The organism is Pseudomonas serbica (assembly GCF_028823535.1).
GTDB classification, from domain to species: Bacteria; Pseudomonadota; Gammaproteobacteria; order Pseudomonadales; family Pseudomonadaceae; genus Aquipseudomonas; species Aquipseudomonas serbica.
The window spans coordinates 589,509-607,999 of the sequence record NZ_JAQIYM010000090.1 but is presented as its reverse complement, the minus strand read 5'-3'; the positions used below and the strand labels follow the sequence as shown (position 1 = coordinate 607,999).

The window sequence follows — 18,491 nt, the reverse complement described above, 5'->3', positions numbered from 1 at the left end:
TATGAACTCCATCAGCCAGTCCATCACCGAAACAGTCAACCGGATACAATTTACGTCGAGTGTTCGCCGGAAAGTTTACCAATCGTTCGTCGACTACCTGAGCCAAGGTATCCCGATCAACGATATCGTCCACTTGCTGTCGACGTCGATTATTAAGGCCGGGGCTCGCAGTCAGATGTTCCAGGTGAAGATCCTGGATGACATTCACCTGCAAATGTCTTCCGGTATCGACTTCGCCGAGGCACTGGCACGTTGGGTGCCTACGAGCGAAGTGATGTCCATCCGGGCCGGTATGCGAAGCGGTGACCCGGTAACAGGTATGCGAAACACCATAGACGCCCTGGACGCCTCTTCGTCGATGATGTCGACCATCTTCGGCAAGCTGACATACCCCGCCGTATTGTTGGTTGCGTTGTTCGGCTTGATATTCTTCTTCTCGGTAGCGATTATTCCGAAGATGGCTGAGGTGATGAACCCGGAACTTTGGCCAGACCCGGCTAAACGCTTGAATGACATGGCTACCTTTGTCCGAGAGGATTGGTATTGGGTTATCGCCGTGGTGGTTGTCCTTTCGATCCTGATCAGTTATTCGTTATCGCGGCTGGTGGGTCGGGTCAGGGACGTCCTGGATTACTTCCCGCCATTCAGCTTCTACAAAGCTTTCCACGGTGCCAACCTGTTGATCTCGTTGGCGGCACTGATGCGCTCAGGCATTCCTTTTGTGGCGGCACTGGAAGACATGAAGCGACTCTCCAGCCCGTATATCTGCTGCCACCTGGAAAAAATGACGAAGAAAATGGCTGAAGGTGCGTCTTTGGGCGAAGCCCTGGATACAGGGCTGCTGTCCACGGACATGATGGTCAGCGTGTACATGATGTCGCACAACGCCAACTTTCAGGCCGCGATTTATGAAATTGGTCGTCAAGCTGTGACGCGAAGCATCGAAAAAATCTCGACCATTTCCGGCATGCTCAACGGCCTCGCGCTGCTGGGCGTTACGGGTTATGTGGGCTGGGTGTACTACGCGTTTTTCACACTATCCAACGCCCTCGGACAATCTGCAGGCTAAAGATCACTCGCGAAGCAAAGGGGCGCTCAGGCGCCCCTTTTTAATTTTGACTTTCATTTAACAAGAAGTTGCTTTGGTATACCACGATTAACCAATAAAGATAACTAGTTAATTCATACGATATTGTACAAAAATTGTATTTTTTGTTGTTGACGCAAGTTATGAATGGTAATTTATGCCTATAACAACTCGAACAACAATAATAATAAAGGATGTTCGTTATGCAGCTGAACTTCAAGCGCCAAGCCGGTGCTACGCTGATCGAAATCATCATGGTTGTTGCCTTGATGGCAATTATCACCATTGGTGCCCTTACCTACTACAACTCCGCCAGCCAATCTTCCAAGGTTCAGGAAACGGTTACTACGTTGACTGCGCTGACGTCGATGATCCGTAACCAGTTCGCCTCCCAGGGTAACTACACGGGCCTCGATGAGGTCGTTGTAGCGGCCTTCGGTAACGTGCCAAAAACAATGCGCGTCGACGACACCACTGAACTGAAGCACCCTTGGAGCTCGGCTGCGAACGCTATCAAGATTGGCCCAATGAACGGCGCCGGCACTAACACCGATTTCTATGTTCAGCTGGCTGACCTGCCGACTCGCGCCTGCACTGACATCGTGACCAAGACGTTCAAGAGCTTCGGCGTACTGAAGGGTACTGCGGGCACCGCCCCGGCCTCTGCCGCTGGCGCCTACACCACCATTGCGACGGCTGTGGCTGGTTGCGGCGGTAACGTCTCCGGTGCTGATACCACCGTGGTGACCATGAACTTCTACAGCAAGTAGGTTCCAAAAATCGAAAATGGCAGGCCTTTGGCCTGCCATTTTTTTTGCCTGGAATTTGGCAGATTGAGTGTAAACAAATACAGACAATTGCCGCTTTCGTATAGATGGGTAGTAGTTTTTATGTGTAATTGGATTTATGTATACCAAATATACAATATTTGACCAAGTTGACAAATAAGTTATACATATTGAAAACAATAGAAATACTTCCAGACCAGCTTGTAACCCGGTTATCTTGGTGATAATTTTATTGCTGTAACAAGCACCAATAAAAATAATAAGAGGATGTGCGTTATGCAACTTAACTTCAAGCGTCAGGCGGGTGCCACGCTGATCGAGATCATCATGGTTGTTGCCTTGATGGCAATTATCACCATCGGTGCCCTCACCTACTACAACTCGGCAAGCCAGTCTTCCAAAGTGCAGGATGTGGTCACCACGTTGACTTCGTTGACGTCGATGATCCGCAACCAGTTTGCCTCCCAGGGTAACTACACCGGTCTCGACGAGCAGGTTGTTGCCTCGTTCGGCAACGTGCCGAAAACGATGCGTGTCGACGACACCACCGAACTGAAGCACCCATGGAGCTCGGCGGCCAACGCCATTCTCATCGGCCCAATCAACGGCGCCGGTACTGCTACCGAGTTCTTCATTCAGCTGGGCGACCTGCCGACTCGGGCCTGTACTGACATCGTGACCAAGACCTTCAAAAGCTTCGGCGTTCTCAAAGGTACATCGGGTACTGCCCCGGCCTCTTCCGCTGGTACCTACACCACGATTGCTGCGGCTGTAGCCGGTTGTGGCGGTAACGTCTCGGGCGCGGACAGCACCATCGTGACCATGAACTTCTTCTCGAAGTAATCCTGGTTACGGGCAATAAGTGGCAGGCATGGCCTGCCATTTTCATGTCCTGAAAGGGCAGTAGACACAAAATCCATGAACATTATTCGTCAATTGACGAATGATGATTACAAAAAAATAAGAGGTTGCGTCGTGGATACAGCATCCAACGTAGAACCCGATGAAAAGCCGTTTGATTTAGACGAAATCACCGACTTCATCCTTCATGGAGATCATCCTTCGCAAGGGATTTTCTATCCGGGCACCCGTTTTCTTCAGCCCCACATGGTGGGTATGGTGAACGCCCTGGTAGATGCTGCGAAAAAGACTCGGTTGGTGAACAGCACCGTCGCGTATCAAGGGCGAACGTTCCGTTGCCACGTCATGCCGACTCACACCGGCGACCGCTACATTCTTCGGCGCATGCCGAACAAAATCATGAGTCTCATGGAATGTGGCATCCCCAAGGTCATTACCCGTGAGCTGCTCTCCCCTCGCTTGCTCAAAGGCGGTTTGATCATCGTCTCGGGTCTCCCTGGCAATGGTAAGTCCACGACTCTGGGCTCCATCGTGGTTGACCGGTTGACCAAATTCGGTGGGATCTGCATTACCGTTGAAGACCCGGTCGAAATGCCGCTGGATGGCTTCCACGGCGCCGGGTATTGCCTGCAGCGCAGTATCACCGGCGAAGAGGCCCTTGCAGGCGCGATCAAGGACGCGCTGAGGGCTTATCCTGCCAAGACCAATGCCATGATGATGATCGGAGAGATTCGTGACTCCAAGGCCGCTGCATTAGCTCTGCGCTCAGCAGTCGACGGGCGATTGGTGATGCTGACGATGCACGCCGGTTCCGTGGTGCAGTCATTGATTCGATTGTGCTCGATGGCGGCTCGGGAGATGTCCCTCGAGGAGGTGCGTGAATTGCTGGCGTCCAGTTTCCGGATGGCCATGCACCAATCGCTGGTAAAAGACGGTAATGGAAAAAGCCAGTTGAAGGTCAGTGTGTTGATGGACACGCTTCAGGTGTGCGGCACGATCAAGCAGCGCAGCGTGTCTCTGGATAACCTCAAAAATGACTTGGCTCACCAGCAAAATCTGTTCCGCAGCAACCAGCCGATTGAGCTAAGACCCGCAGAATAAAGGATCGAAATGCGGTTAAGGTGCAGCTTAGGCGCCTTAGCCGTCCATTTCGTTCGATCTTTGCTCAGGCTTTCTGCCTAGCGTTCGTCAGCAATTCCATCTCAAACAACATCAAGTCTTCCAGGACTTCGCGGATCAGCCGCGTCAGCTGCTGCCCGGACTTTTTCGCCTGCCATTCCGGAATTCGCTCTGAACTCATACGGCGTCGTTCGGCGACCAGCTCTGGACACAGCTCTTGCAGGGTCATGTCAAACATTTCTCGGGCGATGACGCCGGCCAGCATGAACACCTTTTCTTCGGTCAATTTGGCCTCAAAATGGGCGCAAATGTCCGCCAGGGTATGGCCGTCGACCATCCAGGCGCTGAGGTTGTTGATATCATCCTCAGTCAATTGGTACTTAGTTTTCAACGGGATGATCTGCATACCGGGGTCTCCCAACTGCTCGACTGCTCATGATATTCTATATGTATTGACAGGAAATTAAACCCTATTAGTTAGAACTTCCTGGGTTCCCCAAATTGGAGCAATAAATGGCCGCTATACGTCGCCTAGCCGTCTACGACTTTGAATCCACGGGTCTATCCCGTCATTTCGACCAGGCAATTCAGTTTGCCGGTATCGCCGTGGACACCGACCTCAACTACATCAAGGGCGATGAGCTGCTCCTTGATATCAAATTGCGACCGGATGTGGTTCCTGGCCCGTATGCCTTCGCCCTCACGGGGATCTCGCTGGCGCAGCTCGAAAAAAACGGCATGACTGAATTCGAGGCTGCCGGCCACATTCAGCAATGGTTCAAGCGCAAAAACACCATGATCACAGGGTTCAACACTCAGGGTTATGACGATGAAATATTCCGCAATATGCTTTATCGCAACCAGCTTGAGGTCTATGACCACGAGTGGAAGGACGGTAACTGTCGTTCCGATGCCATGCTTCTGGTGATGTTGGTCTACGCCCTTCGCCCTGAACTCCTGAACTGGCCAACGAAAGCTGATGGCAGTGTCTCGCTGAAGCTGGAGGAGATCGTTAAGGAAAACGGGATCGAGCACACTCACGCGCACGATGCCCGTTCTGACGTGTATGCCACCATCGAGCTGATGCGGGTGATCAAACGCAAAGATGAGCGGCTCTGGAGTTATTTCCTGACGCTGTCGGATAAAACCAAGACCACTGAAATGCTGCAACAGCGCAAGCCATTGATCATGGTCGATTACGGTATCCCCCGCTCCTTGGGGAATATGTCGATTGTGTTGCCGATCATCGCCGATCTCCAAAACACGAAGAAGATGCACTGCATCGATCTGCGTTACGACCCAACTGAATTGCTCAAGTTACCTCCTGAGGAAATCCGCCGCCGAGTCTTCACCAAGGCTACTGAGTTGACTGAAGGCGAGTACCTTCAGGGTGTTCGCAATTTGACGACCAACCAGTGTCCGCTGATGGCGCCTTTAGGTGTTTTGAAAGGTCGTGAAGATCTGCTCAAGCGCTCAGCTCTCGACATGGAATCGTGCATGAAGCATGCACAGATGATCGAAGCTGACCCTACCTTCCGTGACCGTTTGCAGAAGGCCATGAAATCAAACTTCCCAACACCGCCTGACATCTACCAAACCCTTTACAGCATGAAGATGATCGACTACAACGAACAGGCCTTACGCACCCGCCAGCGTGTTCTCAACGTTCCTGGGCCTGGGAATAAGGCGTTGCCGGCGATCATCAAGACCGATCCGTTCAAGCTTGCCGAGCAACAACCAGAAGGAACACCGCGTCTGTTTGAACTGGCCCTGCGGGCAAAATGGTCGAACTACACTGACGAGGTGCTGGCGCTCAACAGCTTCACACAGCCAGAGCTTCAGGAGTGGGTCGACCACCTCAAGCGCATCTGGCATGGGGCTCTGTTCGACGAGAAGAACCAGACCAACCTGGAGAAGTACAAAAAAGACTTGCTGGCGGTTCGCGCCGAGCGAGTGTTGACTCCGGCCCAGGAGAAAGCACTGCAGGAGGTCGAAGCGTACGTCCCGACCATGCTGTCGAAGATCGATACGCTCCAGAGCATGGCTAACGACATGGCAAAGGCCGCCCTGGAAGCTGAGGCGGCTAAAGCCGCAGCGGTGGAAGCTGAGGTGGAGTCGGTCGTCACGACTGAGCCAGTCGCTGAAGTGGCCGAAATGGCTACCACCGGCACAGCCCCCATCGTCCGCGAAGAAGAGTCCAGCCCATCCTTTGGCTGATAGGCCGTAGTTTGAACTGACAATGCCTGGGGGCATCGCTCCCAGGTTTTTCATTTTTGGGAGACACTCGATGAAGCAATACCTTCAACTGATCAAAACCATTCTGACCACCGGTAAGCGTCAGCAAAACCGCACAGGCGTCGCTACCATTGGTGCACCAGGCCAAATGCTCAAATATGACCTCAAGGACGGCTTCCCAGCGATCACCACGCGCCGTTTGGCCTTCAAGACCGGCGTAGGTGAGCTGGTGGCCTTTCTCCGGGCAGAGAGCTCAGCAGCAGGCTTCAGGGCGCTCGGGTGCAAGGTTTGGGATCAGAACGCCAATGAAAACGCGCAGTGGCTGGCCAACCCGTACCGTGAGGGTGAGGATCATCTGGGTGATATCTACGGCGTGCAGTGGCGCAAATGGAAGGCTTACAAGGAAATCCCGTTGGCTCACACCGCGCAGGTTGAAGATGCGTTGGCAAAGGGTTACGTCAAGATTGCTCAGCGTCTGGTCAAAGAACAGCCAGTGATGATCCTGTTCAAGGAAATCGACCAGGTCAGGGAGTGCCTGGACAAGATCATGTTCACCCCCGAGGATCGCCGCATCCTGTTTCATGGTTGGAACCCGGCAGCACTGGATGCCGTCGCCCTGCCAAGTTGCCACCTTCTTTATCAATTTACGCCTAATGTTGCGGATAAAGAGTTATCGCTAACGCTTTACATTCGCAGTAATGACATCGGGCTCGGGAACCCGCTGAACACCAGCGAGGCGGCGTGCCTGCTGGCTCTGTTCGCCCGCTTGACGGGCTACACCCCGCGCTTCCTCAACATCATGATCGCGGATGCGCACATTTACGAAAACCAACTGGACATGCTCCAAGAGCAAATGGCGCGTGAACCCCATGCCCTGCCGACTTTGAGGATCGCTGACCGGGTGCCGGCCTTTGCCGAAACTGGTGTGTATGAGCCGGAGTGGCTGGATCGAATCGAACCGTCTGATTTCATCCTGGAAAACTACACCCACGAAGCTCCGCTGACCGCTCCCATGGCGGTGTAAGCCACCAGGGCGTCCAATGTGGCGCCCTACACCCTTCTGCGCCCCCACGAACGCCAAAATCAGCCACGCCTGCGTCGGAGGGTTTGCTCGCGGGCGTGTGGCGGCAGTTACCCCTGAGGGCTCATTCGAGAGAAGTCGCCCCTCCTCTGTTAAGAGGCTCGATTCCTGCCGGCCCTTTTGGGCTCAACCCAGATCTTCCGACTAAGCCTGCTTTGATTGCTGACGCCAGGAATGAGCGCCTGAATTCGTTGGAATTGAAGAATGAAATCAAAAAGCCATAAATTTTATTGGTGTTGTATTGACATCATGTCAACGCTGTTTATAATTGGAATCAAGAAGGGGCAAAACAGACAAGACGTCCGGTTCCCCTAAGAATTAAGGAGATTCATCATGGTTGCTCTCTACCGCCTGGTTTGGTTGGCGTTGATGATTCTGGTTATGGCACCAGCGTTCATCTTCGCAGGCTCCGTTGATGGCATTACCTACCAAGAAGCCCATTGGGTCGTTGGATCGGGGATGCACGAAATGTTTCATCTGCCTTGGGCTGTTGCATCGGTGATGAGCCCGACTGTAGCGTTCGTGGCGCAACTTCTGCCAGCATCGACCCGTGTGGTGGTACTTGCCGGTGAAATGGTCTGGGAACATATGGGTGTGATTCTTACCTTCCTGCTCTTTGCCCTGATCAGGCCGCCAGTGTTCAGCTGGATGATCAGCAAGACCGATCTGGAAGCCAATGAGTTGCTGGTGGGTAAATAACCCTCCGACCGCTTTGCGGTGGCTAGCAAGGTTCACCCGGCCTGAAAGGTGAACCACCACTCCGACCGCAGCGCGGTGGCTACTAGGCCTTGATGGAGAAATAGAAAAAGCCCAGCGATGCTGGGCTTTTTCATGCCCGCACCTACGGCATCAGCCATGAGGTGGTGCACGATCAGGCACCCGGAGCAAGGTCTAGAGTATTCCGACCGCAGAGCGGTGGCTTGATGCATATGTGGTAAAGAAAAACCCCAGCAGCGCTGGGGTTTTGTTGGAAACGTTAGGAGGCTGGCTCATCTTTTGGTTTGTCGCCACCCATCGCCTTCAGCATCTCCTTATGCCTGGCTTTATCACGGCGCTGCTGAACGATACCCCCAGCTGTCTTCATGCCTGCCATGGCGGTTAGGCCGCTTGCGCCGGCATTCTGTTTCAGGGAACCGCTGACATCGCTGGCTGCAGAGTCTTCACCAAATGGTCTGCTCAAACCGCCACCCATCCAGTCCATGATCTGGTCTGGGATTTTGTGGATGACCGACACCATGTACTCGCAGACCTTGAAGGTCACCGAAGCGTAGATGAAGATCAGGGCCATGATCTCGAATATGCTGAAGTCCGAGGTCAAATTTGCTACCGACCAGAACAGATCGTTCAAGATCGAGAAGCCGGCATAGGACAAGGTCATTGCTGCAAACAGCCCCACAATCGACAAGGTCGGTCGTAAGACCACCGCGTTCACCATCTGCAGGGCTTTGGTGAAGTTGCCGCTACTCATGCCCTCGCCCTCCGGTGTCGCAAGCATGATGACTGCTAGGGGTGCCGCCGCGACTGCCTCGATGATGGTCACGAGGTAGCCGCAGACCAGCATGATCCAAACAGTTACCGGCATGAAGGGGATTGCGAAGGCCATCACAAATGCTAGGGCGCCCACACCCGCGATAATCGGGGCAAGACTGGCCATCACATATTTTGCCATCCCCGCGAGGCCTCCGAGCCAACCAAATGATCCACCGTTAGCCAATATACCTGGCGGTGATTCCATCCAGCCCAAGGCAGTCGCGACAATCAAGCCAGATGACCAGACCATCACTGCCACTTGTTGTAGCCCACGGCCAATGCTTGATACAGCCGTGAAAGGCGATATCATTCCAGTCGCAGTAGAACTTGTTACTGCCCCGTCACCACCTGCTAGCCCCCTGGCGTCATCTGCACCCATTTGCATAATGCCATCAAGGAATGTTTGGGACACAGAGACCGAAAGAGTCTTTACTGCGTTTTCGTCAAAGAGCCCGTGACCACTTTCGTTAGAAATGATGTCAACTTTACCAGTACCCGCACCATTGGTAATGGCTGTCCTTCCAGAACTTTTTGAATCCGCACTCTTTGCTAGTACTTCAATGATGCTCATCCAGGATTTAAACTCTTCCTCTTGTTCACCGCATTTTCCGAAGCCGAATGTAAACATGCAGCCAGAAGCTTCCAACGTCGGCGTGTTGGAATATTTGGCCATGCTACTCATACCACCGAGCAATGTCTGTACGAACCCTTGGAGTCTGGAAGCCTCAAAGAACCAGGCGCCAGCTCTCATCCAGCCTCCTCTTGTCATGCTCTCCCGCCATCCAGACGTAGCACCACTTGCGGTTGTCTTGGTTCGAACCCCTTCGATGTAATTGTCGTAAGCCGTACCAACAGTGGCATAAGTAACGGCAGCTGTTTCAATTTTAACTTTCATGTCAGCAGCTTCTTCTTCACCCTGCTCCATGGCTGACTTATAGTTCTTTGCGTTCAAGTTGTTGGTTATTATGTTGTTGGCAACCGCGACTGAGGCGTTAAGAACGGCTTTGTAATCTGTAAGAACGGCTTGGTTGAACTTTGTCTGAAGGGCAACTTCCCACGGCGATGAGTGGTGCCAGAAACTACTATCAGCAGCTGCGTTTTCAAGCGCAGTTCCATCCAAGATGCCTTGGGCTACTGGGAAGTCGACCTGTCCGCATCCTGTGAACTTGATGCTTATTGCTTTACTTAAATCAAGTCCGGCAATGCCGTCATACTTGAATGCGACTGACCTTGTGAGTGAGCCGGATCCAGGAACAGCACTTTCAACTTCACCAACAAATGGCGCCTGTTTGTCTTTGGTGGTAAGCACTTTATTACGCACAGCGCTGCAATACACTGTGTTCACAATGTCGGTGTATTCATTAGACGTATAGTGAACCGTGGTCGGCATCACCGGTGTGCCGGTTGCAAGCTCTTCCGCGCCTTTTTGCCATAACCAAGTCGCCGAGTTGGAGCCGACGATGATCATCCACATCACCAGGGACTGGGCTACAGAAAATGTACCATCGCCAGTGGTAGCCGGCATTATCATGCCGAAGGCGACCGAGGTTCTCAGCGGTAACCATACACTTGACCAGCTGCGTCCAAGCATTTCACCTGATGCTGCAGTGTTCAGTGTGCCGGCTAGAATGACGTAGCCCATGATGATGACGCCCAAAATCATGGCAACGATGTTTGTATAGCCTAGTACCTTTGCCAATACCGTTGGCGCGTCTGATGGAGCCCCACCAAACGGGGTAAAGACAAAACCTCCGAAGAGGCGAACCATACTCTTGTGAGCCAAGTCCGTACTGTCGTAGGGCATCGACATGATGTGAGTCATGTAGCCTTCTGCTGTACCCGCGCCAACCGCATCGGCAGCATGAGCCGGCGAGGATGCGAATAATGTCAAAAACAACATCACCGCCCCGAGGAGCGCCCCCATTTTTTTGATCATTTTGATGCTCCTTTTTCGGGGCGGGCTTCAGGGAGTTTGAGTGGCAAAAGCGAGAGCGGATTGGCCGCAATAGCGCTCAGGAAATTGCCACCGGTGGCTTGTACAGGGGCGCTCAGGTCTGCCCCAGTTGCCACGGCATAGCGGCATACCCAGAGCATGTAGGCATAGCGGAAATAGCACATCCCAAACAATGTGGTAGCACTGCAGGAGTAAAAGAAATCCCTAAAATTGCCAGCGAAGAGAATGCTAAAAAAAGCAATCCCAGTGAACACCAAGGAGATAATTGCGGTACCTCGGAGGTTTTTATAACGCTTCTGGAATTCGTCGAGATCGTTGTCCTTGATTAAAACGGCTGTTTGCCCACGCTTGAAGGCACCTTTGACCGAATCGCCCATCGCAGGCCAGTCCAGCTTGGGGGTAAAAGCATTTTTCAACTGTGTAATGGTGCTTGCAATGAAACCCATCTTAGCCCCCTGAGCAAAGTGCTGGAATGTTGAGCAGTGCGGATACAAAGCAGCCGAACCAAGTGATGTTCATACAGAGCACGCCACCAATGATCTTGACGATAGGATTAAGCAGCGGGTGCTGTCCGCCTTGTTGGGTGCCGATGTCTTTGATGGCGTAAACGCCGGAGATGAACGCCACAAATCCCACCAAAAATACGAAGGCCAAAATGGTCTTGATCGTTGAGTCTGGGATGAATCTACCGAAACCTGAGGCATGGACGCTGGTCGCGGCAGCGGCGGCTGCGGTGTCCAACGCGAGTGTGAATGCGCCCCCATCTGTGATGTTGACGCCTTTTTCATAGTCGCCAATTAAAGAGCCCTTCATCAGCTGGTAGATCCAGCCAATCGACGCCAGGAAGGTGCCCACCAGAATGTTTAGGATGACCGAACCAATGGACTTTCCCTGATTTCCTTTCGACCAGGTGTATAGCGAGTAGATCGCCGTCGCGACCATGTAGAAGCCGATCACGAAAGCTACAAGCCCGGCGACGTCAAACAATATACCAAAATTGGCAGCGACGTCCGGGGCCTCTGCGGCGAACAGTGGTGTCGAGAGTAGTAAACCGACTGAAGCTGTTGTTATTTTTATGGCTTTCATCAGGTATGCCTTATTTGCCGACTGGGTCGATCTCCATCAGAGCCATGTCAGTCAGGTACTTTTCAGTACGCAGTTGTGATTTATAGGATTGCAGCTGGATGTAGAGCATTACCGCGTCCATCTGGATTTTGCGTTTTTCCAACTCGGCGGGCGGTACGTACTTAGCGCCGGGTGGGCAGGTGTTGGTCACCTCGCAGAGCCAGTTTTGGCTACCCAGACGGTCGTTCAGGTATTGCTGAAGGTTTTCAACCTCACCTTTTTTACGCGTTGATCCATCCAGAGTGCCGTTCATGAGGATGTTCAGGTTGGTCTGCGCCATCACGGCACTTTCCCGCATGTTTTCACGACGCATGTCCTGGGCTACAGCGCGTTTGAACTGTGGACTGTCCAGCTTAATCGACGCGTCCGCGTACGGAACCGGTTTCTCGACGTTGCCTGCGATTATGATCTGCTGCTGAACGGCTTTGTACTCTTTGTCGTCGAGCGTGCCATTAGGCGGGTTGAACATAAGGCTTGGCTGGTTGCACAACGACGTTCCGCCAGGGCCGCTCAAGGCGGTGCAGGTATCAACCACTTCTTTGGCGTCGGCCTTGTTTTTCTTGTTAACGTCATCGGCGGTCGGTGGAACACCCTCCCTGAAGGTGCAGGTGTCGCCAGTGCACTCATAGTGCCCACCACCAGTGGCCATTTTGTTGTTGCCAGAGCGCCCCATTACCGCATTCGCAATCGCGTCCATGCCGTCACACAGTGCATCCCCAAGCCCTTCGGAGACGGTGACGGTCGAACAGGCATCTTGAGCCGGCATTGAGCGCTCAAGCTGCTCGATGTTTTGGCGTTCTTCTTCGCCTTTGCCCAGGCGCGCAATCACGTTGGCAAACCCGTTGTTCGCGCTGTCCACCAACATCCCGGAGAACGTACCAATCGACTTCAACGTTTGGAAAAGAATGGACTGCTCTTTCAGCGCCTCCAAGCTTCGGTTCATGTCCGCCCATGTGTTTTGAACATAAGCGGGCCAGTCGGATACCGGCAAAAGGGCATTAGCCTTTGGAGTTACGGCAGGCAACGAAACGGTAAGAGCAGTAACCGTAATTAAGGCAGCAACTAAGGGCCTCATTTTAAATGATGGCTTATGGCTCATAAGTTTACCTGTTAGGCAGAAAATTCTTTTGATGGAGTGATATCACGCCCTTTGCGCAGGACTGGACGCTCTCGGCAAAATTCAGCGAAATACCGGTTCAGGCCCAGGATAGAGGCTTCTACCTCGTGTCTGGCGGGGGAGAATTCACGGTATGAGGCATTTCGCTCGAGGGAATCGAGGACTGTTTGACAGTCGTATGCGCGGGATGGATTAACCGCGATTTGAAGTTCTGACTGGAGATCGGGCATTGTAATGCCTCTTTTTATTTTGTTGTTTCTTGATCATACGGACTGGTATTTTTCCAGTCAATCATTCAATATATGAAAAACAAGAATAAGAGCACGGCAATATGACAGATATGTCTATGTCTTATATGCTATTTTCGCCAGAAGCTCAGAAGGCTTTTTGGGATGCCATGCATCCTGATACGCGAGCCTTGTTTGAACTGTTGGAGAAGAAAGAGCGCTTCACGCACAATTTTGATGAGACCCCTGAGCTCTTCATCAAAATGTCCGCGATCCTTCCGGACGTTGCGATGATGCCGATGGACAGCAAAAACCAGGAACTCCTGGTGAAAATGATCCCCTTGATGACCAGCATGCCGCTCATGCAGAGCATTTTTGCTGTGCATTGGCTCAATGACCGTGCCAAGGAGAGCCGTATCGGCTGGGGTACGCTGATCTACCTCGAAGCGCTGAACATCCAGAACAACACTCCCAACCATATTCATTACGCAATGGCGAAGGCTATGGTGGCCCGCATCAAAACGGTGATGCAGGCCAGGCAGGCAATGGGTATGGCCTCCAATTGGCCGTTAAAAGCGAGTTAAAGGTACTTCGAGATGAAAGCATCAACACTTTTGTTCGGATCGGTTATGTTCACCACCCTGGCGCTGGCCAGTTCGACGGCTTCTGCCGGGATTTGCGAAGAGGCGAAAGCCAAGCTGGCCCGTGTTTACGGCGCAATTGGCAACCACTGCGTAAACCTGAACAGAGAGCCCAGTCTGGTGAATAACCCGTTCGTCTACACCAACCCGGATGCGCAGTGCGATCTGGGCCTGGCATTGCCTGGTCTGCCTGGATTCGGGATTGGCGGCGGCGGTTTTAATATGTGCTCAATTGCCAAAGCGATTACCGGCACAATGGTCAACGAGGTCAACCAGGGCATGCAGACGGCAGCTAACGCCGCCGTGTCGGCTGTAGACGATATTGCCGTGGATACCATTGGTGTTCAGGCCTCGGGCGGTATCAACGTGGGTCAGGCGGTGAAGGCCAACTACGACAAAATGGCACCTAATGCCCCGTTACCTGGCGGCATTGTGAACTAAAATGAAGCGAATCTGGGTTATTGAAGCCCCTGGAAAAAAAGAGGCGTTCCAGTGGGCTTTAAATGATGCCGGGTTCAAAGGTGAGCTTGTATTGGCGACATATGGTCGTTTGTTCGACTTGCCCGACGACGAATTGGGTTTTGACCCAAGCATGATCAGTCAGCCCACCACCGCTTCGGAGATTCACTGGGAGCCGAAACGGGCCGACCAGGTTCGCAAGTTGATCGAGCTGCTGTCACAAGGCGACGACATCGCCATTGCCACGGACAGCGACCTGGAGGGTGAGCTTATCGCCAGCCAGGTTGAAGGTTTGTGCCTAATTGCCCAGCGCAATCGATCACAGCCTCAGACGATTCGCCGGGTGCATATTGCGGCGATCACCGGTCACGATTTGAAGCTTGGTTTGAAAAACGCCGGCGTGATCGAAGCCAATCAGGTGCGTGCAGCCAAGGCCCGTCGGGTGTTGGATCGCCTGCTTGGCTACCGGCTGCATGATCCAGAAGATCCTTGGCGACTAAGCATTGGCAGGGTGGTAACGCCCTTGGTGGCCAGCTTACTGGAAAATCCCGGTGAGGCCGTCGTAGTGCGCAAGAAGCTGGATCACGGCTGGAGTGCAATTGTACGGCTTGAGACCACCCAGGCAATACATGCCGATACTTTGCTGGGCATCTTGCACGCCCTCCCCCCTCCGCAGTTGTCGGTGACGGCGACCACGGCCCATGAGTTTGAGTACAAACCGCTTACGGGCCCTGAGGCACTGAGCCTGTGCATGCGCAGCCTGTCGTATAGCCCGAGCCAAATTCAAGCCTCCATTCAAAAAAGCTATGAGCGTGGTCGTCTTAGCTATCCGCGCACGGACAGCCGCACCTTGAGTGAGGTGGGCCTGAAGTGGATTGAGCGGGCAGCAGGTCGAGAAGGTGTTCCGTTCGACCCAGCGTTGGCCAACACGCGCCAAAGTGAGGTGCTGGATCGCTCCTATGACGCTCACCAGGCGCTTTTGCCGCTTGGGGATGACATTGCCGCATCGTCTATTCCTTCATCGTTCCTATCCATCGACCAGGCGGTTATACGCTGCATTGCGAGTCACAGTGCGCACATCGGTGAACCTGCTGAAGCGTTCACCCGTGAAATCGGCAATTTATCGGTAGAAGATCCTGCCAGCATCAAATGGGCACAAGTGCTCAAGGCCTGGGGTAGTCGATTGAGTTTCGTGCGCGATACGGATCCTTCGGGCTTTCGTCAGGATCCCCTGCGGCATGAGCTGGCCAGAGCACCAGACCGAACAGAAGCAATGGTCGCCAAATGGACACATTCGCCCACCCAGGTCGTGATGGAACGACTGATTTCGTTGGGACTCGGTCGCCCTTCTACCCTGCTCAAGCTCTCTGAAAAAGCCTTCACCTCATACCTGGATTCGCACGGATCGGTGAACGGGCGTGGTCGAATCATGATTGAAAAGGTTATGCGGCGCCTGCCTGAGCTCTTGAGTCACGAGGCGGCCAGGTCTATCGAAGACGTGGTTTCGGATGTGTCGCAAGAGGCTTCAATTGGCACTCGTTTGGCCAGAGCTTGGGAAATTCTCAAGAAAAACCCTGTGTTGCTCGGCACTGGGGCACCTTCTGGGGTCAAAACGGCACCAGCAGCCGACAAAAAACCTACGGAAATTCAAGGGGATAAGAAAATCGGGCAATTTATAGATAATACATATGGAATGTATTGACAGCTTGTCAAAAAAAGTGATCCCAACCTCTTGTCGATCCTGATAATTCCCTTATACTCAGTTGCATATGAATTGCCATCATCCTTGCACTGCTGTCGCGGCGCTCTATCAGGCGAACCTTGGAGGTTGCTGAAAATGCGTACTAATTTTGAAATACCTGAATTGCTCGGCATTCTCAAATCCAGTAACAAGCCCCTGAGTGCTGATCAGATCGCGAAAAAGGCGGACACCCTGCGTAATCGCGTGACCCCATTTTTGAAAAAAATGGTCACGACCGGTCAGGTCATCGAAGTCCGTGAAGCTGATCAACCGATCCTGTTCAAGATCAGTGAAACTGCCGCGAACGAGCTGATTACCCCGATCAGCACGAAGCCGAGCAAACCGGCAGCCAAGTCCGCTACTAAGCCTTCAACCAAGACTGCTACCAAGGCTGCGACCAAACCTGCTGCCAAGGCCCCGAAAGCCACCACGGCGTCTGCGCAGAAGCCAGGCCGCAAGCCGGCAGCTAAGGCTGAGTCAAACGTTCACCAGTTCGAACGCCCTGCTGACAAAACCCCGAGCACTGCTGCAGCGCCAACCACTTCCGCCAACGTGACGCCGATCAAGGCCGCAGTGGTAGAAGGCGGCGATCTCAAAATGGCGGTGTTGCGCATGCTGGTTGACGCCGACCTGCGTAAAGTCGATCTGCAGGACGCTTTAGGCCCAGTCGACGACGTTCTGGAAGAATTGAAAAAAGAGCAGCTGATCGAGCAGCAACACATCATCGATTCCTACGTCTACAATCTGGCAGATAAGGCTTTTGTGGTCTATCCGGAGCTCAAGGACAAGCCAGCCCCTGTTGCCGCCGTAGCGCCGGTAGTTGCTGTGGTAGAGCCTCAAAAGGCTACTCAAGCGCCAACCACTCCGGCCCCAGCGACCAAACCAGCGGCCAAGCCAGCTGGCAGAAAACCCGCTGCAGCAGCCCCTACACCAGCAGCCCCGGCAGCCACGGTACCCGCTGCCCCAGCCTCAAAAGAACCCACTCTGCCACCGGTCTTCGGCGAGATTTCCCAGGAAATCAGCCGGGTTGTCGAGCAAATTTTCAAAGACAGACTCGACGGGTTGGTTGAAGAGCTGCGCGTGAAGAGCGAAGAGCAAGAAGCGCATCGCCAAGCCGTTGCCGAAGTTAGCGAAGGTATTCTGGTGTGTACTCAAGCATTCCAGTCCGCAATTGACGCCCTCAGCGGCCTGGCTGCAAAGCTGACAAAGCTGAACTAACCCCTCAGGAAAAGGCCGGGAAACCCCGGCCTGATCCATCCAACGCAGACCCTAGGGATTCTCGTCCCGCTTCTCCCAAACAAACGAATCAAGCTGCAACAGCTTGAGGTTGAAGCCCTGCAGTACATCAATCTCCCGTGTAGTACCGCCGTCTTTATTCATCGGAACGGCGCGCAAACTGGTGATCGACTCATCAAGCGCCCCCAGGCGGCGCGACCTGAAGAAAATACGCAAGGCAATCGGATGCTGACTCTTTCCCAAGCCGATCTGCATCACTAGGTATAGCCCTGACTGCCCTTTCACCCGCGCCATGTATAGCCATTTTGCAGATTTGAATTTTTCGTAAAACAGTTGTGGGATTCCGAAGTACAGTTGCCCACTGCTGAGTGGCGTAAGTCCAAACATGCTCGAGCCATAAGGGCTTAAGATAAAGGTGTGTTTAAGATTTGCTTTCGGGAAATTCGGCTTAAAGTTCTCTATCTCATGCCCAATATTGAGCAACAAGGTTTCTTCTGGCGTTTTGCCTTCAACTAATTGATGGTTGTTAGCCATAAGGACTTTCCCTTGTCAATTGTTTTGCCAGATAGTAGGATTAATTATAAAACAATTCAAGGGATGACCAGATGTCTTACCCGGATAATACCGTCACGCTCACTGATGTTTTTGCGATTGAAGAAGGTTTTGTCAGATCGCTGAAGCGTTTAAACCTGGATGGGTACAAAGTAAGCGTCGATGGTGCGGAATTCCCCCTTGAAGCCGCCACTCATCCCTATGTCTTTTTGCCTCGTCTGGCTCTTCGTGCTGAAGAGCTTGCCGTCCTGATCTGTGGGGTCAGGCTCTTTCCGTCCATGGTCTACACGGTCAAGACCGACATGGCCTCGGGCTTTGTCCTCACCGAAACCAGCCGTCTGGCTGGCGAGCAAAAGGACGACCCAAACGCCCTGCGTACCCTGGCCATTCCTGTCGCCGATGAGACGACTTTGACCTACGGTTTGCAAGGGATGTTGTTCGATCAAGCGATCACTCAATGTTTTGATATCGACCATGAAAATAAGTTGCTCAAGTCCAAGGATTTGAACTTAACCGTGCACAAAACCTTCAAGCAAACGGTTAACTACACTGATGGCCAATGCATTCCATTACTCACTGCCGACTATTTGGCAATTAACGAGTTGCATGGCTTGGCTGGACAAGAAGGGCCGCTGCGAGCATTGAACTTGGCCAGGTTGAAAGCGGAAGAGTTAAACCGCCTGATCGCCCAGCGCCGTGAAGACAACAATGAACCGGCAATGAGCAGCGGAGTTTAAC

18 protein-coding genes are annotated in these 18,491 nt (G+C 53.0%); 12 read left to right on the top strand and 6 right to left on the bottom strand.

Annotated elements, in window-relative coordinates:
• Window position 1: 1 nt before the first annotated feature.
• The 4 genes from NQL71_RS33445 (at window position 2) to NQL71_RS33430 (ending at window position 3,837) form a co-directional block, all read left to right on the top strand.
• Complete coding sequence (locus NQL71_RS33445) at window positions 2-1,069, top strand: type II secretion system F family protein (protein ID WP_274643886.1); 1,068 nt, start codon at window positions 2-4, stop codon at window positions 1,067-1,069.
• Window positions 1,070-1,290: 221 nt separating this feature from the next.
• Window positions 1,291-1,857, top strand: coding sequence for a type 4 pilus major pilin (locus NQL71_RS33440; RefSeq protein WP_274643885.1), 567 nt, complete (start codon window positions 1,291-1,293; stop codon window positions 1,855-1,857).
• Window positions 1,858-2,151: 294 nt separating this feature from the next.
• A complete protein-coding gene (locus tag NQL71_RS33435) occupies window positions 2,152-2,718 on the top strand; it encodes a type 4 pilus major pilin (RefSeq protein WP_274643884.1) in 567 nt (188 codons plus the stop codon).
• 75 nt (window positions 2,719-2,793) lie between these two features.
• Window positions 2,794-3,837 carry an ATPase, T2SS/T4P/T4SS family gene (locus tag NQL71_RS33430; RefSeq protein WP_274643883.1) on the top strand — a complete coding sequence of 348 codons (1,044 nt, stop codon included), beginning with the start codon at window positions 2,794-2,796 and terminating at the stop codon, window positions 3,835-3,837.
• A gap of 64 nt (window positions 3,838-3,901) precedes the next feature.
• On the opposite strand, the gene NQL71_RS33425 is transcribed toward NQL71_RS33430, so the two are convergent.
• Complete coding sequence (locus tag NQL71_RS33425) at window positions 3,902-4,261, bottom strand: hypothetical protein (protein ID WP_274643882.1); 360 nt, start codon at window positions 4,259-4,261, stop codon at window positions 3,902-3,904.
• Between the two features lie 107 nt (window positions 4,262-4,368).
• On the opposite strand from NQL71_RS33425, the gene sbcB reads away from it, so the two are divergent.
• The 3 genes from sbcB to NQL71_RS33410 all read left to right on the top strand — a co-directional run bounded on the left by sbcB (window position 4,369) and on the right by NQL71_RS33410 (window position 7,870).
• Complete coding sequence (gene sbcB / locus NQL71_RS33420) at window positions 4,369-6,072, top strand: exodeoxyribonuclease I (RefSeq protein ID WP_274643881.1); 1,704 nt, start codon at window positions 4,369-4,371, stop codon at window positions 6,070-6,072.
• 70 nt (window positions 6,073-6,142) lie between these two features.
• A complete protein-coding gene (gene thyA / locus NQL71_RS33415) occupies window positions 6,143-7,114 on the top strand; it encodes a thymidylate synthase (RefSeq protein ID WP_274643880.1) in 972 nt (323 codons plus the stop codon).
• 390 nt (window positions 7,115-7,504) lie between these two features.
• Window positions 7,505-7,870 (top strand): hypothetical protein, encoded by a 366-nt coding sequence (locus NQL71_RS33410; RefSeq protein WP_274643879.1) that lies wholly within the window; start codon window positions 7,505-7,507, stop codon window positions 7,868-7,870.
• A gap of 277 nt (window positions 7,871-8,147) precedes the next feature.
• Here the strand turns inward: NQL71_RS33410 and NQL71_RS33405 are convergent, their stop codons facing one another.
• Genes NQL71_RS33405 through NQL71_RS33390 form a run of 4 tightly spaced genes read right to left on the bottom strand, consistent with a single transcriptional unit; the run spans window position 8,148 to window position 12,879 of the window.
• Window positions 8,148-10,637 (bottom strand): DotA/TraY family protein, encoded by a 2,490-nt coding sequence (locus NQL71_RS33405; protein ID WP_274643878.1) that lies wholly within the window; start codon window positions 10,635-10,637, stop codon window positions 8,148-8,150.
• Window positions 10,634-11,101: a hypothetical protein gene (locus tag NQL71_RS33400; protein ID WP_274643877.1), complete on the bottom strand. Its 468-nt coding sequence runs from the start codon at window positions 11,099-11,101 to the stop codon at window positions 10,634-10,636. Before NQL71_RS33400 ends, NQL71_RS33405 begins: the two co-directional genes overlap by 4 nt.
• Before the next feature lies 1 nt (window position 11,102).
• Entirely contained in the window at window positions 11,103-11,741 is a 639-nt protein-coding gene (locus NQL71_RS33395; RefSeq protein ID WP_274643876.1) for a hypothetical protein, read from the bottom strand.
• 10 nt (window positions 11,742-11,751) lie between these two features.
• A complete protein-coding gene (locus NQL71_RS33390; protein WP_274643875.1) occupies window positions 11,752-12,879 on the bottom strand; it encodes a hypothetical protein in 1,128 nt (375 codons plus the stop codon).
• Window positions 12,880-13,243: 364 nt separating this feature from the next.
• Here NQL71_RS33390 and NQL71_RS33385 point away from each other — a divergent pair, with 364 nt between their 5' ends.
• From NQL71_RS33385 to NQL71_RS33370, 4 genes are all read left to right on the top strand, one after another.
• Complete coding sequence (locus tag NQL71_RS33385) at window positions 13,244-13,708, top strand: hypothetical protein (protein ID WP_274643874.1); 465 nt, start codon at window positions 13,244-13,246, stop codon at window positions 13,706-13,708.
• Between the two features lie 45 nt (window positions 13,709-13,753).
• Window positions 13,754-14,206, top strand: coding sequence for a hypothetical protein (locus NQL71_RS33380; protein ID WP_274643873.1), 453 nt, complete (start codon window positions 13,754-13,756; stop codon window positions 14,204-14,206).
• Between the two features lies 1 nt (window position 14,207).
• Window positions 14,208-15,926 (top strand): DNA topoisomerase, encoded by a 1,719-nt coding sequence (locus NQL71_RS33375; RefSeq protein ID WP_274643872.1) that lies wholly within the window; start codon window positions 14,208-14,210, stop codon window positions 15,924-15,926.
• Between the two features lie 135 nt (window positions 15,927-16,061).
• On the top strand, window positions 16,062-17,183 hold the full coding sequence (locus NQL71_RS33370; RefSeq protein WP_274643871.1) for a hypothetical protein: 1,122 nt from the start codon (window positions 16,062-16,064) through the stop codon (window positions 17,181-17,183).
• A 51-nt stretch (window positions 17,184-17,234) separates the two neighbouring features.
• On the opposite strand, the gene NQL71_RS33365 is transcribed toward NQL71_RS33370, so the two are convergent.
• Window positions 17,235-17,735 carry a hypothetical protein gene (locus NQL71_RS33365; RefSeq protein ID WP_274643870.1) on the bottom strand — a complete coding sequence of 167 codons (501 nt, stop codon included), beginning with the start codon at window positions 17,733-17,735 and terminating at the stop codon, window positions 17,235-17,237.
• Window positions 17,736-17,806: 71 nt separating this feature from the next.
• On the opposite strand from NQL71_RS33365, the gene NQL71_RS33360 reads away from it, so the two are divergent.
• On the top strand, window positions 17,807-18,490 hold the full coding sequence (locus NQL71_RS33360) for a hypothetical protein (RefSeq protein WP_274643869.1): 684 nt from the start codon (window positions 17,807-17,809) through the stop codon (window positions 18,488-18,490).
• Window position 18,491: the final 1 nt, after the last annotated feature.